At 49.8% G+C, this 25,815-nt stretch carries 22 protein-coding genes; 8 read left to right on the top strand and 14 right to left on the bottom strand.

Annotated elements, in window-relative coordinates; genetic code table 11:
- Positions 1-23: 23 nt before the first annotated feature.
- The 3 genes from zapG (at position 24) to degS (ending at position 3,133) form a co-directional block, all read left to right on the top strand.
- A complete protein-coding gene (gene zapG / locus D8682_RS17880) occupies positions 24-425 on the top strand; it encodes a Z-ring associated protein ZapG (RefSeq protein ID WP_064543068.1) in 402 nt (133 codons plus the stop codon).
- A gap of 183 nt (positions 426-608) precedes the next feature.
- Positions 609-1,979: a serine endoprotease DegQ gene (degQ, locus tag D8682_RS17875; protein WP_064543066.1), complete on the top strand. Its 1,371-nt coding sequence runs from the start codon at positions 609-611 to the stop codon at positions 1,977-1,979.
- A gap of 86 nt (positions 1,980-2,065) precedes the next feature.
- Positions 2,066-3,133, top strand: coding sequence for an outer membrane-stress sensor serine endopeptidase DegS (gene degS / locus D8682_RS17870; protein WP_064543064.1), 1,068 nt, complete (start codon positions 2,066-2,068; stop codon positions 3,131-3,133).
- 64 nt (positions 3,134-3,197) lie between these two features.
- On the opposite strand, the gene mdh is transcribed toward degS, so the two are convergent.
- On the bottom strand, positions 3,198-4,136 hold the full coding sequence (gene mdh / locus D8682_RS17865) for a malate dehydrogenase (RefSeq protein ID WP_064543062.1): 939 nt from the start codon (positions 4,134-4,136) through the stop codon (positions 3,198-3,200).
- 433 nt (positions 4,137-4,569) lie between these two features.
- Between mdh and argR the strand changes: the two genes are divergently transcribed.
- The 3 genes from argR (at position 4,570) to yhcN (D8682_RS17850) (ending at position 6,069) form a co-directional block, all read left to right on the top strand.
- On the top strand, positions 4,570-5,040 hold the full coding sequence (gene argR, locus D8682_RS17860; protein WP_064543060.1) for a transcriptional regulator ArgR: 471 nt from the start codon (positions 4,570-4,572) through the stop codon (positions 5,038-5,040).
- Between the two features lie 383 nt (positions 5,041-5,423).
- A complete protein-coding gene (gene yhcN / locus D8682_RS17855) occupies positions 5,424-5,687 on the top strand; it encodes a peroxide/acid stress response protein YhcN (RefSeq protein ID WP_064543059.1) in 264 nt (87 codons plus the stop codon).
- Between the two features lie 115 nt (positions 5,688-5,802).
- Positions 5,803-6,069, top strand: a complete 267-nt coding sequence (gene yhcN, locus D8682_RS17850) for a peroxide/acid stress response protein YhcN (RefSeq protein WP_064543057.1) — start codon at positions 5,803-5,805, stop codon at positions 6,067-6,069.
- Between the two features lie 68 nt (positions 6,070-6,137).
- Here the strand turns inward: yhcN (D8682_RS17850) and D8682_RS17845 are convergent, their stop codons facing one another.
- The 5 genes from D8682_RS17845 to aaeX form a co-directional block, all read right to left on the bottom strand.
- Positions 6,138-6,410, bottom strand: coding sequence for a hypothetical protein (locus D8682_RS17845; protein WP_064543055.1), 273 nt, complete (start codon positions 6,408-6,410; stop codon positions 6,138-6,140).
- Positions 6,411-6,451: 41 nt separating this feature from the next.
- The gene (locus D8682_RS17840; RefSeq protein WP_064543053.1) at positions 6,452-7,906 is read right to left on the bottom strand and encodes an NAD-dependent succinate-semialdehyde dehydrogenase; all 1,455 of its coding nucleotides are present in this window, start codon (positions 7,904-7,906) and stop codon (positions 6,452-6,454) included.
- 73 nt (positions 7,907-7,979) lie between these two features.
- Complete coding sequence (aaeB, locus tag D8682_RS17835) at positions 7,980-9,941, bottom strand: p-hydroxybenzoic acid efflux pump subunit AaeB (protein ID WP_121814805.1); 1,962 nt, start codon at positions 9,939-9,941, stop codon at positions 7,980-7,982.
- A gap of 12 nt (positions 9,942-9,953) precedes the next feature.
- On the bottom strand, positions 9,954-10,886 hold the full coding sequence (aaeA, locus tag D8682_RS17830) for a p-hydroxybenzoic acid efflux pump subunit AaeA (RefSeq protein ID WP_064543049.1): 933 nt from the start codon (positions 10,884-10,886) through the stop codon (positions 9,954-9,956).
- Positions 10,887-10,893: 7 nt separating this feature from the next.
- The gene (gene aaeX / locus D8682_RS17825) at positions 10,894-11,097 is read right to left on the bottom strand and encodes a p-hydroxybenzoic acid efflux pump operon protein AaeX (protein WP_034498893.1); all 204 of its coding nucleotides are present in this window, start codon (positions 11,095-11,097) and stop codon (positions 10,894-10,896) included.
- 159 nt (positions 11,098-11,256) lie between these two features.
- On the opposite strand from aaeX, the gene aaeR reads away from it, so the two are divergent.
- Complete coding sequence (gene aaeR / locus D8682_RS17820) at positions 11,257-12,204, top strand: HTH-type transcriptional activator AaeR (protein ID WP_064543048.1); 948 nt, start codon at positions 11,257-11,259, stop codon at positions 12,202-12,204.
- Positions 12,205-12,221: 17 nt separating this feature from the next.
- Here aaeR and tldD read toward each other — a convergent pair whose 3' ends face one another.
- The 8 genes from tldD to csrD form a co-directional block, all read right to left on the bottom strand.
- On the bottom strand, positions 12,222-13,667 hold the full coding sequence (tldD, locus tag D8682_RS17815; RefSeq protein ID WP_064543046.1) for a metalloprotease TldD: 1,446 nt from the start codon (positions 13,665-13,667) through the stop codon (positions 12,222-12,224).
- Between the two features lie 84 nt (positions 13,668-13,751).
- Positions 13,752-17,552, bottom strand: coding sequence for an AsmA2 domain-containing protein YhdP (gene yhdP, locus D8682_RS17810; protein ID WP_121814804.1), 3,801 nt, complete (start codon positions 17,550-17,552; stop codon positions 13,752-13,754).
- 59 nt (positions 17,553-17,611) lie between these two features.
- Complete coding sequence (gene rng, locus D8682_RS17805; protein ID WP_064543042.1) at positions 17,612-19,081, bottom strand: ribonuclease G; 1,470 nt, start codon at positions 19,079-19,081, stop codon at positions 17,612-17,614.
- A complete protein-coding gene (locus tag D8682_RS17800; RefSeq protein WP_064543040.1) occupies positions 19,071-19,664 on the bottom strand; it encodes a nucleoside triphosphate pyrophosphatase in 594 nt (197 codons plus the stop codon). Before D8682_RS17800 ends, rng begins: the two co-directional genes overlap by 11 nt.
- Positions 19,665-19,672: 8 nt before the next feature.
- Positions 19,673-20,161 carry a rod shape-determining protein MreD gene (gene mreD / locus D8682_RS17795; RefSeq protein ID WP_034459838.1) on the bottom strand — a complete coding sequence of 163 codons (489 nt, stop codon included), beginning with the start codon at positions 20,159-20,161 and terminating at the stop codon, positions 19,673-19,675.
- A complete protein-coding gene (mreC, locus tag D8682_RS17790; protein ID WP_064543039.1) occupies positions 20,161-21,165 on the bottom strand; it encodes a rod shape-determining protein MreC in 1,005 nt (334 codons plus the stop codon). The genes mreD and mreC overlap by 1 nt, the downstream gene beginning before the upstream one ends.
- Before the next feature lie 67 nt (positions 21,166-21,232).
- On the bottom strand, positions 21,233-22,276 hold the full coding sequence (gene mreB / locus D8682_RS17785) for a rod shape-determining protein MreB (protein ID WP_034498906.1): 1,044 nt from the start codon (positions 22,274-22,276) through the stop codon (positions 21,233-21,235).
- A 308-nt stretch (positions 22,277-22,584) separates the two neighbouring features.
- Positions 22,585-24,525 (bottom strand): RNase E specificity factor CsrD, encoded by a 1,941-nt coding sequence (gene csrD / locus D8682_RS17780; RefSeq protein WP_121814803.1) that lies wholly within the window; start codon positions 24,523-24,525, stop codon positions 22,585-22,587.
- Positions 24,526-24,809: 284 nt separating this feature from the next.
- Here csrD and msrP point away from each other — a divergent pair, with 284 nt between their 5' ends.
- A complete protein-coding gene (msrP, locus tag D8682_RS17775) occupies positions 24,810-25,814 on the top strand; it encodes a protein-methionine-sulfoxide reductase catalytic subunit MsrP (RefSeq protein WP_064543035.1) in 1,005 nt (334 codons plus the stop codon).
- The last annotated feature ends 1 nt before the right edge of the window (position 25,815 follow it).

Genomic DNA, 25,815 nt, shown 5'->3' with positions numbered 1-25,815 from the left:
ACACAAGACAACGGGAGAAGTTCATGACCTGGGAATATGCGCTAATTGGGTTAGTTGTTGGCATCATCGTTGGTGCAGTTGCTATGCGTTTTGGCAACCGCAAGCTGCGTCAGCAGCAGGCCATGCAGTACGAAATCGAGAAAAACAAAGCAGAACTTGAAGAGTATCGTGAAGAGTTAGTCAGTCATTTTGCCCGTAGCGCAGAGTTGCTGGATAACATGGCTCATGATTATCGCCAGCTTTATCAACATATGGCGAAAAGCTCCAGCAGCCTGTTGCCTGAAATGTCAGCCGAAGCGAACCCGTTCCGTAACCGCCTCGCTGAGTCAGAAGCCAGTAATGATCAAGCTCCGGTGCAGATGCCGCGTGACTATTCTGAAGGTGCGTCCGGTTTGCTGCGTACCGAGCGCGCAAAACGCGATTAATCACAAATGTAAAATTTATCCTTGGGGTGCAGCTTTCGCACCCCAATCTCTCCTCAGCGCAGCTATCATTTACTAGTATCTATTCACTCTATAACAACATTGTTACCCGGCTGATATTTCAATAATATCGGCGTGTTATCGGGTTATCCTTTTCCAGGTTCAGGTCACGAGAGCAAGCCATCAATGAAGAAACAAACACTGTTGTTGAGTGCCTTAGCGTTAAGTGTCGGACTGACGTTCGGTGTTGCATCGCAAGTGAATGCGTCGTTGCCTGCGCAGATTCCGGGTCAGCCAGCGTTGCCGAGTCTTGCGCCGATGCTGGAAAAAGTATTACCCGCAGTGGTTAGTGTTCAGGTTGAAGGAACGGCCGCTGCCCCGACTCAGAAAGTCCCTGAAGAATTTAAAAAGTTTTTTGGCGAGGATATGCCCCCTTCTGAAGCTCAACCATTTGAAGGGCTGGGTTCCGGCGTCATCATAAATGCTGAGAAAGGCTATGTGCTGACCAATAACCACGTCATTAATCACGCCGAAAAAATCAGCGTGCAGCTGAATGATGGACGTGAGTTTGATGCCAAATTGATTGGCGGCGATGATCAAAGTGATATTGCGCTGATTCAAATCCAGAAGGCGACCGGCCTGACGCAAATCGCGGTAGCGGACTCAGACAAACTGCGAGTGGGTGATTTTGCAGTTGCCGTGGGTAACCCATTCGGTCTGGGGCAAACAGCAACTTCCGGGATTGTTTCAGCACTGGGGCGCAGCGGTCTAAACCTCGAAGGACTGGAAAACTTTATCCAGACAGACGCCTCAATCAACCGAGGTAACTCCGGCGGTGCACTGCTGAATCTGAATGGCGAGCTCATTGGTATTAACACGGCAATCCTTGCGCCAAGTGGCGGTAGCGTCGGTATCGGCTTTGCTATTCCGAGTAATATGGCGCAAACCCTGGCGAAACAATTGATGGAGTTTGGCGAAATTAAGCGCGGCATGTTGGGCATTAAAGGCACAGAAATGAGTGCTGATATTGCCAAAGCATTTAATCTGACCACCCAGCGCGGCGCGTTCGTCAGCGAAGTATTGCCTCAATCGGGTTCAGATAAAGCAGGCGTAAAAGCCGGTGATGTAATTACCAGTCTGAATGGCAAAAATATCAGTAGTTTTGCCGAGCTACGTGCCAAAATCGCCACAACGGAGCCTGGAACGGTGGTGAAACTTGGCTTGCTGCGTGACGGAAAACCACTGGAAGTGAGCGTGACACTTGATAAAAGTACCGCATCCTCTGCCAACGCGGAACTGGTCATGCCTGCGTTGCAAGGTGCAACGTTGAGCGACGGTCAGTTAAAAGATGGCACTAAAGGCATCAAACTGGATAGCGTTGAAAAAGGCACACCAGCTGCGCAAGCCGGCTTGCACAAAGATGATTTTATCATTGGCGTTAATCGCGAGAAGGTCACAAGCATTGCCGAGATGCGTAAGGTGCTGGAAAGCAAACCAGACGTTATTGCGCTGCATATCGCACGCGGTGAAGAGAGTCTCTATCTGTTAGTGCGCTAATCTGCTCAGTAATCGGACATCGCGGTACGATGTCCGATTAACTCATGCTATTCTGCTTCCGGTTTATCATTGACTAACTCAAATACATGTTTCTGAAGATATTACGCTCGGTGGTGATTGGCCTGATTGTGGCGGGATTGTTGTTGGTAACGATGCCAACGCTTCGCCAGAAAATCATTCCCTTAGCGCCCTCGAACTTTGACAGTGCCGACGAAACGCCGCTGAGCTACAACTCAGCGGTGCGTCGTGCTGCGCCTGCTGTGGTCAACGTTTACAACCGCAGTGTCGGCAGCAATGCCAGTAACCAGTTACAAATTCGCACTCTCGGCTCTGGTGTCATCATGGATGAGCGCGGCTACATCATTACCAACAAACACGTCATTAATGATGCTGAGCAAATTATCGTTGCTCTGCAAGATGGTCGCGTTTTTGAAGCGTTACTTGTGGGTTCTGATAGCCTGACCGATTTGGCCGTGCTGAAAATTAATGCCACCAGCCTCCCGGTGATTCCAATCAACAATAAGCGCGTACCGCATATTGGTGATGTCGTCATGGCGATTGGTAACCCGTATAACCTCGGGCAGACCATTACACAGGGGATCATCAGTGCTACCGGTCGTATCGGCCTGAGCCCGTCCGGCCGCCAGTCGTTCCTGCAAACTGACGCTTCAATCAACCACGGTAACTCAGGCGGCGCATTGGTTAACTCGCTGGGCGAACTGATGGGTATCAACACCCTGTCGTTTGATAAAAGTAACGATGGTGAAACCCCTGAAGGTATTGGCTTCGCCATACCAACACAGCTCTCCACCAAAATCATGGATAAGCTGATTCGCGATGGCCGCGTGATTCGTGGCTACATTGGGATTGGCGGGCGCGAGATAACGCCATTACATGGCCCCGCAACCGGCATTGATCAGATTCAGGGAATTATCGTTAACGAAGTGACACCTGACGGCCCGGCGGCTAAAGCAGGTCTGCTGGTTAACGACGTGATTATCTCTGTGAACCACAAACCCGCAATTTCGGCTTTGGGCACCATGGATCAGGTGGCGGAGATTCGTCCAGGCTCTGTCATTCCAGTTGAAGTGATGCGTGAAGATAAGAAGCTGACGCTACAAGTCACGATTCAGGAATACCCCGCGACAAACTAATAAGTCGCAGGCGAAAAAAAACCGGAATCTACATTCCGGTTTTTTTATCTCTAAAGCTCAGGGTTTATTTGTTAACAAACTCTTCGCCAAGGGTAATATCTTTCTTCAGAGTATCAAGCATCCCTTCCAACGCCTGGTGCTCGAAAGCGCTCAGTTTGCCGTAAGATTTATGCTCTGCGATACCGTTTTTACCCAGCAGCAATGGCTGAGAGAAGAAACGAGCGTGTTCGCCATTCCCTTCAACGTACGCACATTCAACCACATTGCTTTCGCCTTGCAGCGCGCGAACCAGTGACAGACCAAAGCGCGCAGCTGCCTGGCCCATTGACAGGGTTGCAGATCCGCCACCCGCTTTAGCTTCTACAACTTCGGTCCCAGCATTCTGGATACGCTTAGTCAGGTCAGCAACTTCTTGCTCGGTGAAGCTAACACCAGGAATCTGCGACAGCAGTGGCAGAATGGTCACACCGGAGTGGCCGCCAATGACAGGAACTTCGATATCAGTCGGCTGTTTGCCTTTCAGTTCCGCAACAAAGGTGTTGGAGCGGATGATGTCAAGCGTGGTCACGCCAAACAGTTTGTTTTTGTCGTAAACACCTGCTTTTTTCAGCACTTCCGCAGCAATCGCAACGGTGGTATTCACTGGGTTTGTGATAATACCGATACAGGCTTTCGGGCAAGTTTTAGCAATCTGTTGAACCAGATTTTTCACGATTCCCGCGTTGACGTTAAACAGGTCTGAACGATCCATACCTGGTTTACGTGCCACACCCGCAGAGATCAGCACGACATCTGCACCAACCAGTGCAGGTGTTGCGTCTTCACCGCAGAAACCTTTGATTTTCACATCAGTAGGGATATGACTCAGATCGACTGCAACACCAGGGGTTACCGGTGCAATATCATACAGGGAGAGTTCTGAACCTGAAGGCAGTTGGGTCTTGAGTAGAAGGGCAAGCGCCTGGCCAATACCGCCTGCTGCGCCGAGGACTGCAACTTTCATCCTAAACTCCTTATTATGGTTAGCAAATAGGTGCCGTAACTCCATGCGGTGGCGACCATAATCCAGGGAAGGGGTAATTACAATCTTCCCGCTTTAGGATTGCGAGGTTGAGCATTCCTGAAACGTTACTGCTGCATTTACTCGCCGGGTGGAAACGACGCCTTAGCGCCCGGTCACAACCTGATGTTGTCACATCAACGGCGGTTACATTACCCCTCCATCCGCAGCAAAACAACATCATTTTGATAACATTTAGTTTACTTGGCATCTTATTTTAGAGTCGTGACGAAGGCATGTTTCTCGATAACAAAATTTGATAATATCCGCCTCTTTCATAACATTATTTCAGGCCTTCACCCAGCCAATAATTTGCATAATAATTCATTTAAATGCATAATAATGTTATCTTCGTTGACCTGAACATGGGTGATATATGCGTATTTCCTCAAAACAAGAAGAATTAGTCAAAGCGTTCAAAGCATTATTAAAAGAAGAGAAATTCAGTTCTCAAGGTGAAATCGTTCATGCTTTGCAAAATGATGGTTTCGAAAACATCAACCAATCCAAAGTCTCTCGTATGCTGACCAAGTTTGGTGCGGTGCGTACCCGCAACGCCAAAATGGAAATGGTGTACTGCTTACCAGCCGAGCTTGGCGTGCCAACAACGTCCAGCCCGCTGAAAAACCTGGTACTGGATATTGATTACAACGATGCCGTTGTTGTTATCCACACAAGCCCAGGGGCGGCACAGTTAATTGCACGTTTGCTGGATTCGTTAGGTAAAGCTGAAGGTATTTTGGGCACGATTGCTGGTGATGACACCATCTTTACCACCCCGGCAAGGGACTTCACTGTAAAAGAATTGTATGAAGCAATTTTGGTGTTGTTCGAACAAGAGCTGTAAGCATTACTTCCGTATTCCCGCTGTCAGTACGGCGGGAATAACACCTTCATAACAATCCCCTGGCTGTCATCGTTTATACGTAAATCCCCTTATTTAGGCTTTCCCCAAATCTAAACATCTCTCTCATCAGCCGGTTATGTGATGAATCGCACAAAAAGCCAATTCATGCCATCTCATTGTTTTTACTTATATTTAACAAAAAATCAGCAATAAAAGACTCATTTTAATAACTTTACGTAATATAAAAAGCCTCTATTATTGTAAAGTTTCATAGAGAATAATTAGCGTGGTATTAATTTTGTGGGTTATTAGTGTATACTTGATTTTGTGATGAGGGTCACGAAATAAAGGCCCCAATAAAAGAATACGACGAGGCGAAAATTATGAACATGAAATCAACTTTAGTTACCGCAAGCCTGCTCTCGATGCTGTCATTCGGCGCTTTTGCAGCGACATCTATTAATACCGAACAGGCACAAAACCGCCAGGCGATGGGTTCAGTGTCTGTCAGCCAGGTCGGTAGTGCTCCGATGGACATGCACCAGTTGCTGAATAAGAAAGCTGAAGAGCAAGGCGCTTCTTCTTACCGCATCATTGAAGCCCGTACTGGCGACCAATGGCATGCAACAGCAGAGCTGTACAAGTAACAGCCCGGTAGCAATAAGCAAAAGCAATACAACGATAATCCAGACAACGGCCCCAAGAACAATAAAGCAGTTTAGCCCTTCCGGTCGTTGAGAAAACCATTCAGGAGTAAAGATTATGAAAACCAAATTAACTATCGCAGCACTGAGCCTTTTCTCTGTTATCTCTTTTGGCGCTAACGCAGCCGCACATCAGGTAAACAGCGAACAAGCACAAAACATGCAATCTATGGGTAGCATTTCTGTCAGCCAGGTTGGCAGTGCACCAATGGATATGCGTCAGGAATTATCACAGAAAGCGACTAAAGAAGGTGCATCGGCATATCGCATTACCGAAGCACGTAGTGGCGATGCATGGCATGCCACCGCTGAACTGTATAAATAAACCCTCGTCGTCAAAACTGACGGCTTTGCCCCCGCTCGCGGGGGCTTTTTTATGCCCTAAAATCGTGATTAACCACGCACGTTAAAACGCAATTGCCCTTCCAGTTCCTCTTCTGCTTCGTCGAAAAGCAAAATCAACGCCCCGTAGCGCCGCCTTTGCATCTCCGGCAGGTGAACAAATTCTATTTCCACCGGGAGAGGTAAGATGCCTCCAACGACGACATCCCATAAACTATCGAGATCGTGAACCTGTTTTTTCTCAAGTTGAAATACCTGGATAAAGTGACGATAGAATCCCGGCTGATCTTCTATCTGACTAAAATCAAAGGTGTATTTTTTCATTACTTGCCACCTTAACCAGAGCGCTCTTATCTTTTGAGCTTCTACAGCCCGCCAATATGCAAGGTTTTGACTTCCAGAAACTCATCCAGGCCCAGTACCGAGCCTTCTCGCCCTAGTCCAGACTCTTTCACTCCGCCAAACGGCCCCAACTCAGTCGACACCGCACATTCGTTAATACCAATCATCCCACTTTCAAGTGCTTGCGAAACGCGGAATACACGCGATAGATTTTGAGTATAGAAGTATGCCGCCAAACCAAATGGCGTATTATTCGCCCGCTCAATAACTTCCCCTTCCGTTTTAAAACGGAAGCAAGCAGCGAGTGGCCCGAAGGTTTCTTCATGTGCCAGTTTCATTTCATCGCTGGCATCGACAATCACCGTGGGCTGCCAGAAGTTGCCCCCCAACGCATGGCTCTTACCTCCCACCAGCACTTTGCCACCTTGCGCGATAGCATCTTCGATATGCTCACGCACTTTATCGACTGCGGATTTTTCAATTAATGGCCCGACAACCACGCCCTCTTCCAGGCCGTTACCGACTTTCAGTGCCTTAACCGCATCGGCCAGTTTATTCACGAACTGGTCATAAACACCGTCCTGAATAAAGAAACGATTCACGCTAACGCAGACCTGGCCTGCATTACGGAATTTGTTAGCAATGGCCCCTTTCACTGCGTCGTCGATATCCGCGTCATCAAAGACGATATAAGGCGCATTACCGCCTAATTCCATCGACACTTTCTTCATGGTTTCCGCGGCGTTGCGCACTAATGTTTTGCCAACTGCCGTAGAACCGGTAAACGAAATTTTACGAACCGCGTGGCTCGCCATTATCGCGTCGCTAATTTCTTGCGTGTTCCCTGCGACGGCATTTAATACCCCATCAGGTACCCCGGCTTTTTTTGCCAGCGCCAGTAAGGCAAAGGCTGATAGTGGTGTGTTGTTAGCTGGTTTAATCACGCCAGTACAACCCGCAGCAAGCGCCGGGCCGAGTTTGCGTGTCAGCATCGCCATGGGGAAATTCCACGGAGTAATTGCCGCGACAACACCAATTGGCTCGCGGGTTGCCAGAATGCGTGATCCAGGTTTGGCTGGAGGGATGATTTCACCATTTGCCCGTTTGGCCTGCTCAGCGAACCACTGGATAAAACTTGCGGCGTACTCAACCTCACCTTCCGCCTCTTTCAGCGGCTTGCCTTGTTCGGTGGTCATTAAGCGCCCGAGCCAGGCTTTGTTCTCAATAATTAACTGGAACCAACGGTAGAGGATGGTTGAACGTTCTTTGGCGGTTTTTGCACGCCATGCAGGAAAAGCTTTAGCGGCTGCGGCAATCGCATCTTCAGCTTCCTTTTTGCCTGCTTTTGCGACTTTAGCGACAACTTCACCGGTGGCAGGATTGAGAACGTCGAAGGTTTCGTTCAGCTTGTGCCATTCACCATTGACCAGATAACCCGTGTTAAATAATTCACTATCCTGGAGTGCCTGATTTGTCATAATTTTCTCCCGTTATGAATTGCGCATCCAATAAGTATAGATACAAAAAAGCCGACGCAGGCGTCGGCTCGGGTTAGGCATTTATCAGGGCGTGCTGGTATTTATGCAACACATGCGCCAGCCGTTTCACCGGTTCGGTGACTTGTAGCGGCGCCTCCCAAACACGCAATTTCTCCTGGTAAATATCCAGCTCCTCCAATAATTGTTTGAAGTAGCGCTGTTTTTTATCATCACTTGATGCCGAAGTAAGCTTATCAGCCGTGTTTCGCAACTGGCGATGGAATGCTGAGAGATCATCATTCACCGGGATCGGTGCATCACGTAATCGCTGGTGCGCGATAATCAATGTCAGCGCCAGGCGGTAACGATCGATATCACCCGGGAACATATTGAGCAGTAAGAAAAGCTGCTGATAGAGCGCTGGCAGATGGTTTTCTTTACGGCGCGCTTTGTTGGTGGTCAGCGCAGAAACTGCCGCAGAAACAAATTGATTAAGCAGCGTGCGGCCCGTGCGCTCTTTTGAATTATCGCGGATAAGCAAGATAACCATCATCGCCAGGAAACAACCCACTATTTGCCCCAATGCGCTGTCCAAAAACGAGCTGAAATGAAACGTCATTGGGTTATCTAAAACGATAATATTGATGGTACTTGCCAATGCCCCCATCGACCCTAAGCGGCGCTTTTGTACTTCAATGCCCATAAAGAAACCCAGCAATGCAAGGCTGATGCACAGCAGCAACATACTTTGCTGAGTCGACGGAATCACCACTAAAAAATAGAACGCACCGAGCGGCAAAGCGGCAATGGTACCGTACAGAAAATCAATAGCCACCATGCGCGGATTGGGTAAACGCATCGCCAGCGAAGTCACAACGGCAATCATAACCATCGCACCGCTGCCCGATGTCCAGCCCGTCCATAACCAAAATAAGCAGCCAAGAATGCAGGAAATCGTGGTACGCCAGAAGTTTATCATCGCGTGATGCCCTTCTGCAGACTGCACTTTGATGACCACTTCCTGGGTCAAAACCTCTTCTTCCACCGCGCTAATACGGGTGTTGCTGATAACGCCACGTTTTAGCAACAGATAGCGGCTGAACGCGCCTACCCAACTGCTTATTGTGGCGGGTGTATTTTTATCGCCAGTGTATGAAATGGCTCTGCGGATAACTTTCACCTGCTTATGAACATCAGCAGCGGTTTCTACAGGTAACTCAAACAACATACGGAATTCAGGAGTCATATATTCCGGACGCGTGTTTTGAATCAGAAATGTTTCGCAAGCCTGGGTGATAAGCGTTAGCGAGAGCGAGTTGATCGCTTTCAGGCGGCGATTAGCACGATTCCAGCGTGAGGATTCAATATTGAGATTCCCGCGCATCCCTTCCAGAGCGGTAGTGCGGCGCACCAGGCCACTCCAGGCCTTATCAACTTCCTCTTTGTCACCATGAGCAATACACAACTGCATCAGGCGATAGTGGTCCACCAGCAGGTTATCCAGCTCACGATCAATTTCTTGCTTAATGGAACGCGGGGAAAAAATTAAATCGGCAAGAATCGCGCAAACAATACCAATCACAATCTCACTACACCGCTCGACCGCAAATTGTGGGGTGACAAGCGGGTTGGCTTGAATGGTGATAACAATGATTAACGCCGTGTAGCCAGAAAGCCCCCAGGCGTAGGAATTTTCAACTTTAACCAGCGAGGAAATCCAGGTACAAAAACCAGCCCAAATACAGCATACCAACAGCATCACAACAGGTGCACGAATCATTGAAGTGATGATTAACAGCGCGGCAATACAGCCAATAAAAGTACCGATGATACGCAGCATTCCGCGATAGCGAATCGCCCCTGAATAGGGTTCACCGCCAGCCGCAAACGCCGGGCCAGCCGCTACAATCGCCGCAGTTAGCACCGCCCAGCGCGGAGTTTCCAGTTGAAAATGGAAACCAACAAACACCGCCAACACGATGGCAAAAGCCAACTTGAAGGCAAAGCGTAAATGTAAGTGCGAGATGAAATACATGTCAGCCTATGCTTAGCCGAACTCACGCAAACGATGCATGAATTTAATGAATACCGAATCGTGGTTGATATCTCTGTCTTTATCGCCAGTCACAACAACCGTGGCCGTGGTTCCCGCCGGGAAAAGGTTAGCTTGCTGATCATCAAGACGAATTCTCACGGGCACACGCTGTGCCAGACGCACCCATTCCAGGTTTGAATCAACCGTCGCCATCCCTTTTGCATCTTTGGTACTGCTGGCGTTAGTCACCCCGGCAGAAATGCTATCAACCGTGCCGCGTAATACGCGATTACTGCCCAGTGGCGTGATTTGTACCCGGAAACCTGGGCGAATACCGTCAAGCTTGGTCTCTTCCATGTAGGCCAGAATGTAGAAACTACCCTGTTTTACCAACGCTACCGCCGTGGAACCACGGGTAATAAACTCGCCAGAGTAGACATTCAGGTTGGTTATCCAACCATCAGCAGGCGCGCGGATAATCGTGCGTTGCAAATCCAATGCAGCCAAATCACGGGTTGCTTCGGATTTTGCTAATTGATGCAGAACGGTTTGTAGCACGTTGTTAGATTGGTCAATTTCTTCCCGTGACATCGCCTGGGTGCCCAGTGAATTACGACGCCCAGCTTCACGGCGTTTCTCCCCGGCCAAAACTTGGTAATAAGCGACATCGGCCTGGGCTTGCTCCAGGGCTTTCTGATAACGTGGCTGATCGATGGTGAAGAGAATCTGATCTTTCTTTACCAGTTGGTTGTCATGGACTTTAACGTCAGTGATTAAACCCGATACGTCCGGAGCAATCGCGACAACATCTGCGGTGAAGCGGGCATCACGCGTCCACGGGGATTCGGTATAAAACACCCAGGCACGGAAGATAGCGATGAAAGCCAGCAGCACCAAAATCAGTGTGATGGCCGTGCGGGTCATTTTTCTTGTAAGTGCTTTCACATCAACCTCAAACAAACAGGCGCGAGATTAGATAAAACAGGCAGCAATAAAGCGCTGTATTAAATAATGCCGGGTGCCAGACAAAATCATAAATTCCCGTCGGAGTCAGCAGACGGCGAACCAACCAGAACAGCGCCAGCGAAAGAATTAGCTCGAAGAATATCGGCGGAAAAGAAAGACCGAATATCACGATAACGGGAAATAGACTCATGTTAACCTTGCAGAAAATTCGGAAGACACCAACCCAGGAGCTGCCAGAAATGTTGCGCTAACGACTGATACGGGTGGTGTTAGTAATAATATATTAACGTAATTGTTAGCGGGTTATCTATAATGTGTGATCTAAATCACTTTTAAGCCAGAGTGAACAATGGAAAGACTTAAACGCATGTCGGTGTTTGCCAAAGTGGTCGAGCTTGGCTCTTTTACCGCAACGGCCAGGCAGCTGGAAATGAGCGTATCGTCCATCAGCCAAACCGTTTCCAAACTTGAAGATGAGTTACAGGTAAAGCTGTTAAACCGCAGCACGCGTAGCATCGGGCTGACTGAGGCCGGTAAAATCTACTACCTCGGCTGCCGCAAGATGCTGCACGAAGCGCAAGAGGTGCATGAGCAACTCTACGCTTTTAACAACACGCCAATTGGTACGCTGCGTATCGGCAGTTCTTCAACTATGGCACAAAATGTCCTTGCCTCCATGACCGCCGAGATGCTCAAAGAGTACCCCGAGTTAACGGTTAATCTGGTGACAGGCATTCCCGCGCCCGACCTGATCGCTGATGGTCTGGACGTAGTGATTCGTGTAGGTGCTTTACAGGATTCCAGTCTGTTCTCGACGCGGCTCGGATCGATGCCTATGGTGATTTGCGCCGCCAAAAGTTATCTCCAGCAAAATGGCACGCCGGAAAAGCCGGCCGATCTTGCCAGTCACTCGTGGCTGGAATACAGCATTCGTCCACATAATGAATTCGAGTTGATAGCACCTGAAGGGCTGACGACGCGGATGATCCCGCAAGGGCGCTTCGTGACCAATGATCCCATGACATTAAGTCGCTGGCTAAAAGTGGGGGCTGGTATCGCTTATGTCCCGTTGATGTGGGTGATCGATGAGATCAATGACGGAACGCTTGAGATCTTACTGCCGAGTTATCAATCCGACCCGCGCCCGGTATACGCGTTGTATACGGAAAAAGATAAGTTGCCGTTGAAAGTACAGGTCTGCATTAACTACCTGACTGAATATTTCGTGAAGGTTTCGCACCTCTATCAAGGGGTACGAGATAAGAAAGGACGTGCGATAGAAAACAGCCGGGAGTAAACCCGGCTGTCATTGTTTTACGCTGTGCCGCCAACCGTCAGGTTATCGACTTTGAGCGTTGGCTGGCCGACACCGACAGGCAGGCTCTGCCCCTCTTTGCCGCAGACACCGACACCGTTATCCAGCGCCAGATCGTTACCGACCATAGAAATCTGCTGCATAGTTTCAATACCGGAACCAATCAGCGTTGCGCCTTTCACTGGTTTGGTCACTTTGCCATTTTCGATGAGATACGCTTCAGAAGTTGAGAACACAAACTTGCCGGAGGTGATATCCACTTGCCCGCCGCCAAAGTTCGGAGCGTAGATCCCGTATTCAACCGATTCGATAATCTCTTGTGGAGTCGATTTTCCCGCCAGCATGTAGGTATTGGTCATGCGTGGCATCGGCAGGTGCGCGTAAGATTCACGACGGCCATTACCGGTTGGCGCAACGCCCATCAGACGAGCATTGAGTTTGTCCTGCATGTAGCCTTTCAGCACACCGTTTTCGATCAATACGTTGTATTGGCCAGGAACACCTTCATCGTCAATTGCAACAGAGCCACGGCGGTTCGCCATGGTGCCGTCATCGACAACAGTACACAATTCTGAAGCAACCAATTGGCCTATCTGGCCACTGAACACGGAAGTACCACGACGGTTAAAATCACCTTCAAGACCGTGCCCCACCGCTTCATGCAGCAAAACACCTGGCCAGCCCGCGCCAAGCACTACCGGGAACATGCCTGCTGGTGCTGCCACCGCAGAAAGGGTCACTAAAGCCATACGCACTGCTTCTTTCGCCCAGGCATCTGCACGAACTTCACCATCAACGGTTTCGAGGAAATATTCATAACCGAAACGACCGCCGCCGCCACTTGAGCCGCGCTCGCGTTTGCCGTTATCTTCAACCTGAACGCTGACAGACAAGCGCACTAGCGGGCGAACGTCAGCCGCCAGAGTCCCGTCAGTTGCCGCGACCAGAATCAATTCATAAACGCCCGTCAGGCTGGCAGTCACTTCCTGGACGCGGGCGTCTGCCGCACGGGCAACGCTATCAACGCGTTTCAGGATGTCGAGTTTCTCTTCACGCGTCATGCTTTGCAGAGGGTCGGCACTGGTATAGAGCGCGCTATGCTGCACGGCACCTAATGTTTGAACCCGGCCATTCCCTTTTTCCTGCACGATGCTTCGTGCGGCATGAGCACTTTGTTCCAGCGCCAACAAGCTGACCTGGTCGGCATAGGCAAAACCGGTTTTCTCGCCGCTCACGGCGCGCACGCCAACACCCTGATCGATGTTGTAAGAACCATCTTTAATGATGCGATCTTCCAGCACCCAGGATTCGTGATAACTGGACTGGAAATAGAGATCTCCGTAGTCGAGTCGGCGCTCGGACAATTGTCCCAAAATGGAAAACAGATCTTGATGGGTTAAGCCATTCGCAGACAGCAACTGCTCACTTACCAGGTTCAGACTCATCGTTTCGCTACTCTTTTTACAAACAAGTTGGGTGCCCTAAAGGCATATCTATTGAGCTTGCGGCAATTAACCGCGCACGTCAAATCACTTAGCCTCTTTCAGCCTTGGCTGGCGGAGCACTTCATTGATTTGCGGTTTATCGACCGATCCTGTGATGTGGTAGCGCAGTACAGATATTTTGCTCCATAGCGGCCCTAACACTTTGCTGGCGGCGAATACCGCAGCACCGATGATTGGGTTCACCACGAATGCCGTTGCCACGCCGACGGTGGCAGAAATTTCTGGTGCAATAACAGCTTCAACGTCAAGTCGACGCTGAACTAAATCGACCGAGCCTTTCATGCCAATATCGGCTTCCAGTCCGTCCACCAGCGTATCATCGCTGTTCAGAACCCCGTCTTTAATCCAGGCGGTACTACGGATGGAATCAAAGTAGAAACCTTCACCAAAGGTGTCGCTGAAGTCGAAACGCAGTTTACGCATCAACGCATCGACACTGACTAAACGCAGCAATTGTCCGGCGTGGCCAGTACCCAGATCAGCAATTTGCCCTTTGCCTAATTTGATATGAAGAATACCGTTTAATGAGGCAAGCTGCGGCTGCCACGGTTTATCACGCCAGTGTAAATCATAGTCTGCATCAAACGATGAGCCTTGAATCGGTGTTTTGACGCCAAAGAAGTTGGTCGCAGCATCAAGTTTTTTGCCGTGTAGTTTGCCTTTTAAAGACGTGCGTTCTTCTGCCGGGTTATTCACCCACACACCGCTGGCGGTAAGCTTTGCAAATCCGGCATCGATTAACCCGTTTTCCAGTTGTAGCGTGTTTCCTTTGACGGCGAAATCACCGTCAATACGGCCATATTTTTGCCCCCAAAGCCAACACTCGCCACAGCGAAGTTGTAAATCAGGCCATTCACGGAAATCAATCGCTTCATTGCCTTCCAACGGTGAAGCACTGGTCGATTTGGCTTTGCTATTACCCCAGTCAGGGTTGAAATAGAGATACTTGATTGCTGCACGCCACGGTGCATTGTTTTGTATCGTCAACGAGCCATTCACTTCACGCCCCTGCGCTTCGACGCGCGTGCCATTCGTAATGGCCTGGGAAACCAGACTCAGGTTGTTCCATTGCTGGCCAGCAAACGTCAGCGAAGGCGTGCGCAGTGTGACGTTAGTTGGGAATGATGCCGAGTTCCCCACGCTTTCCACCGCTCCATGGCTAAACAACGCCAGCCATTGCGCACCATCCATCGCCGGAAGATCCAGTTCTAAGCCGGAGTTATCAGGTAATGGAGGAACGGTTTGGCTATTGGTTGCCCAAATTGCCCGGTCAAGAGTGAGTTTTTTATTCAGTAGCCAACGGCTGGAGAAATGATTTTTCGCACCGGAGTTACCCGTCAGATCGAAACTATCGAGATTTCCTTTCACCGCGACATTCAACGGTAGCGCTTGCCCCGCTGATTTATCGACAGGAGCAGGTAAGTGACTGCTCACATTTTTCAAGTCTGCGGCGACATTGATCTGGTAATTCGGTTCTCCGCGATAAGGAAGCGTAATCGCCACATCGCCTTTCCACGGGACATTGCCACTCAATTCTTTGCTGATGGGTTCAGGGATAATACCCATTTTTGTCGGCTGCCAGTCGCCCAGCAAATTGACGCCAATCTGGTAGTCTTTCACGCCCGTTTTAGTATTGAAATCAATGCCAATCGGTTGGTTAAACCAGGTGGCTTTTAACGGTTCACTTTGCAAATCACCATTCACAAAGCTGAACTTACCGCTCAAGTTACTCAACGTGCTGGAGAGCGGTTTAATCAACAAGGTATTGTTCTTGAGCTGAACATCGCCCGAAGCGGTAGTCATTTTGCCGTTCAGCGGGATATCCAGATGTAAGCGAGCATTCACATCGCCGCCAATCTGGAGTTCATCCAGTGCAGCAGACAGCGAATCTTTGAGCGGAGTTTCTTTGAAATACGGCCCAACCGCACTGCCCGGGCCACTGATGTCAGAATCGACTAACAGCTTTTGCTTTTTGTAATCCGGGATATTTGCCGTCAGATTACGCCCGGTCACACCACCCAGTTTCACTTCATCCGATTTCATCCACAAACCGTTATTGATGAAATCCAGACTAATATTCAAGTTGTCTAATGCTGGCCAGTCAGGCTGGAAGGCAAATTTAGCGTTATACAGCGGGACGTAGACCTGGAACTGACCTTCGTTATGCACATAAGGGAAAAGACGCGGATTGCCGCCATATACTAGCGTCGCGTTATCGGACTCGCCTCCTTGTATCGCACCGCTGAGGTAATCAACCAGCTGTTTTCCCATCAGGTTTTCAGGGAAGTAACGCCAGGCATCACCGCCATTATGCGTACTAATTCCGGCCAAAATCCCCAGCCAGGGTTCATCGCCTGTCGGCTGATAGTAGCGGAAGTCACCCGCAGCCCAGACCGAACGGGCTTTCACATCCAGGTTTTTGCCATCAAGCTGGAAACCCGCGGCATTCTTCTGCCATTCGAGCGTAGCAACGGCTCGTTCAACTTCCAGCGGGGCACGGAATACGCCCACGTATGGCATTTTGGCGTCAATAACCTGCGCATTAAGCTGCCCGTGCCCGACACCACCGGTGACCGACCCCGAGAAGTGTTCGACGCCGGGTAACATTTTCCATTGCTTCCAGCTAACGTCCTTCCAGCGCCCTTGCATACGAGTGTTTTCGGTCTGCTGAAGAGGAATATCCACGGCCAGCACATCAATGTGCCCGCGTGGTTGCAGCGTGTTCCAGATTTCACCGAAATCCGGTGAAATCTTCTCTGCAATCGGTAACAAACCGGTGAAGCTTTCCAGCTCCATATTAGTGGCACGTACACGTAACTCATCGCTGCGCGTACTCTCTTTTCCACCAACATTTTGCGGAGCAACCCACGCCAGTGATAAAGAACCTTTGGGCCAGGTTTTACCATCAAGGGTGATATTGGTCGATGGAATGGCAATATCCCAGCCCGCAGCAGAACGATTGACACGTGCCATCAAATTATCAACCGACATCTGATGCCCGGTGTTTTTCCCAGCCCAACTGGCACCACCTTGCTTCAACCAGACGTTGCCACCTGAAATATCACCCGCTTTGATATCCATCCAGGCTTCGAGGGTAAACTCAGCGGTCTGCAAGTCGATATTGTCTTCCATCCAACGACCAAGCCACGGTTTCATATCAACATTTTCAGCCTGTAGCCAGACTTTACCGATGTTCAATAAGCCATTTTCGTCACGCAGATCCATGCGTACTTTCGCCACGCCGTGTTGGCCGTTAAAGCTCGATAAGCTGACCAGCCCTTCGGCGCGGTGACGGTTTTTGGAGTTAAGCCAGGTGAGTTGTGGAATGGCGAGTTCGGCGCGCTGGCCGGAAATCGTCAGGAAACTAAGGGAACTGTCGCGAAGATCAAAGTGATCGAACTGGCGTAAAAAGAGATCGCTGATTTTACCCGGCTCGAGTTTGCTATCCCCTTTATTTCGACTTAACGGGGTATTGGTGCGCACCTGCAATTGGTAAAAAGTGAGGTCACGGAACTGCCAGCGGGCGTGCAAAATACTTTGCCAGAGATCGAGCGCCAACGTGACACGTTTCACGCTCATCTCACCACCATCTTTCAAGCCCGCTTTGATATCGCGGACATCAAGCGTTGGGCCATAGTTTTCCCAGTTGGCCTGGATCTGGCTGGCATCGACGGGGGTACCCGTCATGGCTTCAATTTTTTCGAGCAGCGCTGGACGCCAGGCATCGAGGTGCGGCAAAACCAGCCGCAAACCACTCACCAGCAGTGCGACGATAACGATCAACGTTGCGCCAGTGATCAGCAGAATGCCGGGCAGTCGCCTCACGAAAATCTCCTTGTTTGCCGCCGGAGCGGAACTCAAATCTGCACTATCCGTGCAGCGAGTTACATCATAACGACGTCGAATTGCTCTTGATTATAGAGCGGCTCGATCTGAACTTTGACTTGCTTGCCGACAAAAATTTCCACTTCTGCCAATGAATGGGACTCTTCGCTTTTCAGCGCTTCCCCCACAGCAGGTGATGCGTAAACCAGGAAACGGTCGGAATCATAAGCATGATGCACGCGCACAATTTCACGCATAATTTCATAACACACCGTTTCAACCGTTTTCACCGTACCGCGACCATGGCAAGTTGGACAATCGTTGCAAAGCACATGTTCAACACTTTCACGCGTGCGTTTGCGTGTCATCTCAACCAGCCCAAGCTGTGAGAAACCATTAATACTGGTTTTCACGCGATCTTTACTCAATGCCTGCTCGAGGGAGTGCAGCACGCGTCGGCGATGGTCTTCATTACTCATATCGATGAAATCAATAATGATTATGCCGCCGAGATTACGCAAACGTAACTGGCGAGCTATCGCCTGTGTCGCTTCAATATTGGTATTGAAAATGGTGTCATCAAGATTGCGGTGGCCAACGAAAGCCCCGGTGTTGATATCCACAGTCGTCATCGCTTCAGTCTGGTCGATAACCAGGTAACCACCTGATTTCAGCTCAACTTTTCGCTCCAGCGCACGTTGGATTTCGTTCTCAACGTCGAACAAATCAAAAATAGGCTGGCGACCACTGTAGTGTTCGATTTTGTTGTGCATTTCCGGCATGTATTCTGCGGTAAACTCCAGCAGCATGTCGTAAGTCAGACGGGAGTCGACACGAATTCGGTCAAGTGCGGCATCGGCAAAATCACGCAGTACGCGCTGCGCCAGTGCTAATTCACCGTAAAGTTGGCAGCGGGTTTTGTTACGTTTTTTGCGCTCGCTGACTTTGGTCCAGACACGCTTGAGGTAAGCCGCATCTGAAGCTAAATCGTCTTCGCATACGCCTTCAGCTGCGGTGCGAATAATGAATCCGCCTTGCTCATCGCAATACGCATTCACTACACGTTTAAGACGTTCACGCTCGGCTTCACTTTCAATGCGCTGGGATACGCCAACGTGGGAAGCTCCTGGCATAAAGACCAAATAACGAGATGGCAGCGTGATATCGGTAGTCAAACGAGCACCTTTGGTACCCAGCGGGTCTTTCACCACTTGAACCATTAAGTCCTGGCCCTGACGCACCAACTCGGAGATATCGCGTACGGTGAAATTTTTCTGCTCTTCTCCCGCCACACATTCGGTATGCGGCATGATGTCAGAAGCGTGAAGAAACGCTGCCTTATCAAGGCCAATATCTACAAATGCCGCCTGCATCCCGGGAAGCACCCGGCTTACACGACCTTTGTAGATATTCCCTACGATCCCGCGGCGTGCTTCGCGTTCAATGTGAATCTCTTGCAGTATTCCACCATCAATGTAAGCCACCCGAGTTTCCGATGGCGTCACGTTGACTAATAATTCAGCCGTCATGTTTTCCTCGTCCATCACGCAATGCGTGAAAATTACTCAGCAATTCATAAGTTTCAACAAGCGGTAAACCGACTACTGCATGATAGCTGCCATTAATCTTCCTGACAAAACAGCCACCAAGCCCTTGAATACCGTATGCACCTGCTTTATCCATCGGTTCACCGCAGGCCACATAACCCGCGATATCCTGTTCTGATAATGCACGAAAAGTCACTTCAGTCGTTACCAGACAATCCAGCAAAGATTCACGGTCTGCCAGCGCAACAGCCGTCATTACCTGGTGCTGATTCCCGGATAACATACGCAACATCTCAGCAGCGTGTTGTTCATCTTTAGGTTTTTCCAACACCTTGCCATTGTAGATAACAATCGTATCGGCACCCAGAACAGGTAAGTCATGTTGCGCGAGCGCAACGCCTGCCCGCGCTTTATCACGCGCCAGGCGCACGACATACTGCTGTGCGCTTTCATGGCTAAGACGCTGTTCTTCTACATCAGTAATGATGCGCTCAAACGACACACCCAACTGAGTCAGTAATTCCTGACGACGCGGGGAGCCGGATGCCAGATACAAAGATGTCATGTTCAATCCTATTGCACTGCAAATTGTTGGCGAATTTTACGCATCAACAAGAATATCCATGGCCACAGTACACCATTGACCACGCTGCTCCAGAAAATTTCTGGGCGGAAAGAGACATTGATAACTAAAAATTCAGACCAGAAAACAATGACATCTGTCATCAATGACAACAGCATAACCACCAAAGCCTGTTGCCAAAGCGCGAGATTGCGGAATAGCTGGTACTTTAACGCCACCAGATAAGCAACGATGCTCAGAGATAATGCGCGCACGCCAAGGGTAGAGCCGCTGATTAAATCCAGTATGGCACCCACCACAAAACCTGTGCCTACATTTACGCGGTGTGGCAGAGCCAGGATCCAGTACAGCAGGATCAGTAATACCCAGTCAGGACGATAGATTTTTAAATCGTCAGGCCAGGGCATGACTTGTAACAACAAGGCGACGAGGAAAGAAAGCCAGATGACCCAACGGCCCTGGCTACGGTAACTACCCACTACTGCCCTCCCAGGCTTGCAGGTGCAGCAGGGGCTGGAGTCGTAATGCCCGTTGCCGGAGGAGGAACCGGAGCTGGTGGCCCGACAGAATCAGCCGCTGGTAAAACCTGCGGCATCATTTGCATCAGGCGCTCATTCGCCACGCGATGAACTTCATCAGGCGGCATCGGGGTTTTCCCTTCGCGATCCGCGCCCCACAACAGCAGCAAATAACGCAGACGTTGTAAGCCAGCAGTCGGACGAGCCTGAATAACCGTGTATGCGCGCTGAGTATCAAGCTTCACTGAAGAAACGACGCCCACAGGATAGCCTTCCGGGAAGCGGCCACCCAAACCAGATGTCACCAATACATCGCCTACGCGAATATCAGTATTAGCCGGTAAATGTTCCAGTTGCAGATCGTCAGTACAGCCGTTACCCGCCGCGATAATGCGGATGTCATTACGCAGTACCTGAATAGGCAGCGCATGGGTAGCATCACAAATCAGTAAAACACGGCTAGTGAGTTTCGCCACCGCGACAACCTGACCTACGACACCTTTATCACTGATGACGGGTTGACCTTCATAGACGCCGTTCACGCTGCCTTTATCAATAACCACCTGGTCACTGTAAGGATCGTTAACGGTAGAGATAACCTGAGTCACCATTTTTTGCTCGTCCTGACGCAACGGTGAGCCAAGCAGTTCGCGCAGGCGTGCGTTTTCCTGACGATATTGACCCATCATCAGTAATTCGCTGTTTTTCAGGATCAATTCCTGACGCAGTGCACGATTTTCGAGTTCTAGCTGGTCGCGTGATGCCAGTGTTTGCGAGACGCTGTCGAGCAATTCACGGGGACCATTTGAGACAAAATAGAAAGGGCTGACGGCAGTATCCATATACGTTCGAATCTGACTGAACGTACCCAGGCGACTATCGGCAATCATTACACCAATCGCCACCAGCACCGCCAAAATCAGGCGAAACTGTAACGAAGGGCCACGGCTAAAAATTGGCTTCATAGGCTATGCGTATTCCAGGGCCAGCAAGAAAGGGCAGTCTTGATGACTGCCCCTTACGTGCGGCTGATTACTCTTCGCTGAACAAGTCGCCGCCGTGCATGTCGATCATCTCCAGTGCCTTGCCACCGCCACGGGCTACGCAAGTCAATGGATCTTCTGCAACTACTACCGGAATGCCTGTTTCTTCCATCAGCAGACGGTCAAGGTTACGCAGCAATGCGCCACCACCAGTCAGAACCATACCGCGCTCAGAGATATCGGACGCCAGCTCTGGTGGGCACTGCTCCAGTGCAACCATCACCGCACTCACGATCCCCGTCAATGGCTCTTGCAGGGCTTCGAGGATTTCATTGGAATTCAGGGTAAAGCCGCGTGGAACACCCTCAGCCAGGTTACGGCCACGCACTTCGATTTCAAGCACTTCATCGCCTGGGTAAGCAGAACCGATTTCGTGTTTGATACGTTCAGCAGTGGCTTCACCAATCAGTGAACCGTAGTTACGACGCACATAATTAATGATGGCTTCGTCGAAGCGGTCACCACCGATACGTACGGAAGAGGAGTAAACCACGCCGTTCAGAGAAATAACGGCAACTTCAGTTGTACCACCACCGATATCCACAACCATTGAACCGGTTGCTTCAGAAACTGGCAGGCCAGCACCGATAGCCGCAGCCATTGGTTCTTCAATTAAGAAGACTTCACGAGCACCTGCACCTTGCGCAGATTCACGAATCGCGCGACGTTCAACTTGAGTTGCGCCAACTGGCACACAAACCAGTACGCGTGGGCTTGGGCGCATAAAGCTGTTGCTATGCACTTGTTTGATGAAGTGTTGCAGCATTTTTTCGGTCACGAAGAAATCGGCAATAACGCCATCTTTCATCGGACGGATAGCTGCGATGTTGCCGGGGGTACGACCCAGCATCTGTTTAGCATCATGGCCGACAGCCGCAACACTTTTAGGTGAACCGGCACGATCCTGGCGAATAGCCACGACAGATGGCTCATTCAGTACGATGCCTTGTCCTTTCACATAAATCAGGGTATTCGCGGTACCCAGGTCAATGGACAGGTCATTGGAAAACATGCCACGAAATTTTTTCAACATACTAAGGGATAATCCTGAAAGCTGGGGCGGAAACAAAATCCGCTTACTTTACCAACCACTCATTGCAGCGACAAGGCGCAAAAATGTTCTGCAATGGTGAAAAATTGTGCAGTTTACTACGACTAATACACTTTCGACACGTTTATCCTCGAACTGCCGAGGAAACAAACAAACGCTGTAGGTTAAACGAACAGTGCAAGGAAGCAAACCGGGTTCATTTCATGCTTCAACAATCTGGTCAGCAGGCGTATTAGCCCCCTTGAGATGCAGCGCGCGTTATTCTACGTGAAATATTCATAAACGGCAGGTTAAACCGAGTATCTTTGCGAATATTTTTTCACGTTGCTGTCTAGTGGTTGAGATGCCGCAAAAAAATCACCTTGAGCACCCGCCACGCCTTTCTCCACCAGTGTCTGCCATTCACTTCGCGTTCTGACTCCGACCGCAAAAACTTGCGTCTGAGTCCCATTACAGGCCTCAACCAGGCTCTGTACAAACAACTGATTTTCAGTTCGTTTCTCAATGTTTCGCACGAGCCCCGGATGCAGCTTTATCAACTCCACATCCAACTCCTTAATATAAGAAGCGCTCACTACGGTCAAACCCGCCTGGGAGACAGCAATACGAGCACCCAAAGCTTTAATCAAGCGAATCACAGGCTGCAAACGGCTGATGTGTTGACAGACATCTGCCTCTGCAAGTTCAAAAAGAATACGTCGTCGAAGCGATTTTTCTGACTGCATCAACGCATCACGCAACCAACGCTGGAACGGAGCGCGAATCAGTGATTCTACAGACACCTGAATAGCCAGTGTTTCTTCGGGCCAGAAACCGGCTAAAGGTAACAATCGGGCGATGGTTTGCCGGTCATATTGTTCCGCTAAACCAAACTGCTTCACCATCGGCAAATATTCTGCCGCCAGCACTTCTTGTTCGCCGTCAAAAATCCGACACATGATTTCACGATGATGTACGTAGCCATTACGCATTACCGCCGGTTTTTGATAGAAGCGTGGGCCACCGCGCTGTAACACTTGCTCAATGAGCGTACGCCATTTCACATTGCCGCGCCCTTTTTCCGGCAAACTATCGTCATAGACCGACCAACTGTTCGCCCCTTGCAACGAAGCATTACGCGTCGCGACTTCCGCGTTCTCCATCACCTGCTCTTTGGTTTGCCCGCTACGCCATGCACAAATACCGATATGCATCATGTCATTGCGGTCGAGCATTCGGGTTGGCGGCAAGGTATCAACGGCTTTCAGCAACTGGCTGGCAATACTATCGGCTTCTTTTAATGTGCGATGAGGTAACAAAACGGCAAAATCGCTGCGGAAATAACGTGCCAGTAATGCGCCGGGATAACGCATCACAAATGTCGACAACAGATTGATGAGGGTAAATAAGTACTCCTCTACCGCCGCGCGCCCCCATGTTTCATGCAGGGTGTCAAAATCGGGCAGACGGATGATCATCACTACACCATGCGCGCCCACTTGCTCTTGTTCATCCAGCAACGTCGCCAGTTGATTATCAAAAAACAGACGATTATTCAGGCCTGTTTTCGCATCCTGCGCCGCAAAAGCACGAATCAAGGTGTCCATTCTGCTGCGTTGATCGTTCGCGTTTTGCAGATCGGAAAGCAACAAGTCCAAAGCGCTACTGGCTTTCGGAGGCCATTCCAGTACCGATCCGCGCACCTCAACGCCTCTTTCACCGTTCAGAATCCGTCGCGCTCGGTTCTCCAGTAACTCTTGCCCGGCGAGCTGCTTTTTCATCCAGCGGATAGCAAAAAACAGCACGATAAGCATGAAGCCAACCGTGATAGAAAGTGGAACGGTAGTGAAAAGTGAGTTGTAGTAATTCGCGACAGGATCCCGATAGGTGAGAGAGAGGAACATCCCCGGATGCTTCATTAACTCAACAGTCACGGTACGAAAACTGTAGCTATTGCCCAGTAAACGGTAGGATTGGCTCAACTGATGTTGGTAAACCGTGTTGCCGCCTATTTTGAATTTCACCTCGGTGATATCAATGGGCACCATCACTTCGTTGAGGCGATTGATCAGTTCTTCTGGAGAGCTTGAAACCAAATCGTTATCAATGATTGTGGCAACCGCCACCACACGCTGATGAACTTTAAAATGCATCGCATTAAAGAAGCTTAATGAACAACCCACGAGCGTCACAAAAATAGCGAGGCCAGTCAGCAACGTCATAAAAGCAGAAAGTTTCGTCGTTAATCGCATCCTTGAGTTAACTCCGTTTGGTGAAGATAAGACCAGCCTGACTTGATGCGGCATTACATAGTAAAAGAGCAATTCAGGCAAACACGGTGAACAGATTCTTATCCTTTGTTGCAAAGGATACGTAAATACACCGAAATTCAAGTATAGCCTTCATCGGCAGGTATCCCATTAACGCAACCGCAACGAAACCTATCCCTTCTTTAAGTTTCAATTTTTTGTGACATATTCGCAGGGTTCAGCGTTCTCCGTCATGCTTAGCCTATAAAGCCATGCCGGAGAACAAGATGAAAAAAGTAACCCGCTTTACGGAAGCAGATGTCACACCCGAATCGGTTTTTATGCTGAAACGCCGCCAGGTGCTGAAAGCGCTGGGCATCAGTGCCGCGGCTCTCTCGCTTCCTCAAACTGCCCATGCTGATATTCTCTCCTGGTTTAAAGGGAACGACAGGCCACCCGCGCCATCGGGAAAACCCCTGCAATTTAGCCAGCCTGAACAATGGCAGGCAAAACTCGCCATGACCCCAGAAGACAAAGTGACGGGTTACAACAATTTCTACGAATTTGGCCTTGATAAGGCCGACCCAGCAGCCAATGCCGGAAGCTTAAAGACCGATCCGTGGAAAATCACAATTAGCGGTGAGGTGGCAAAACCACAAACACTTGACCTTGACGATCTTTATAAGAAATTCCCACTGGAACAGCGTATTTATCGGATGCGTTGTGTCGAAGCCTGGTCGATGGTGGTGCCGTGGATAGGTTTCCCACTCAGTAAACTGCTCGCGCTAGTCGAGCCCACCAGCAAAGCAAAATATGTCGCCTTCGAAACGCTTTACGACCCGGAACAAATGCCCGGGCAGAAGGACCGTTTTATCGGTGGCGGGTTGAAATATCCCTACGTCGAAGGATTGCGTCTTGATGAAGCAATGCACCCTCTGACTCTACTTACGGTCGGCGTTTACGGGAAAGCGTTGCCACCGCAAAACGGTGCACCGATACGACTCACCGTGCCATGGAAATACGGCTTTAAAGGAATAAAGTCGATTGTCAGTATCAAACTGGTTAGCGAGTTACCACCTACCACCTGGAATATGGCAGCACCTAATGAATACGGATTTTATGCCAACGTAAACCCAAATGTTGACCACCCACGCTGGTCGCAAGCCAGTGAGCGATTTATCGGATCAGGTGGAGTACTGGATGTAAAACGCCAGCCGACGCTGCTGTTTAATGGTTATGCCGACCAGGTCGGATCGCTATACCGCGGCTTGAATCTGAAGGAGAATTTCTAAA

Origin of the sequence: Buttiauxella sp. 3AFRM03 (genome assembly GCF_003675305.1) — a bacterium.
GTDB classification, from domain to species: domain Bacteria; phylum Pseudomonadota; class Gammaproteobacteria; order Enterobacterales; family Enterobacteriaceae; genus Buttiauxella; species Buttiauxella ferragutiae.
The sequence above is the reverse complement of the archived record's forward strand: the minus strand, read 5'-3'. Positions and strand labels throughout refer to the sequence as shown.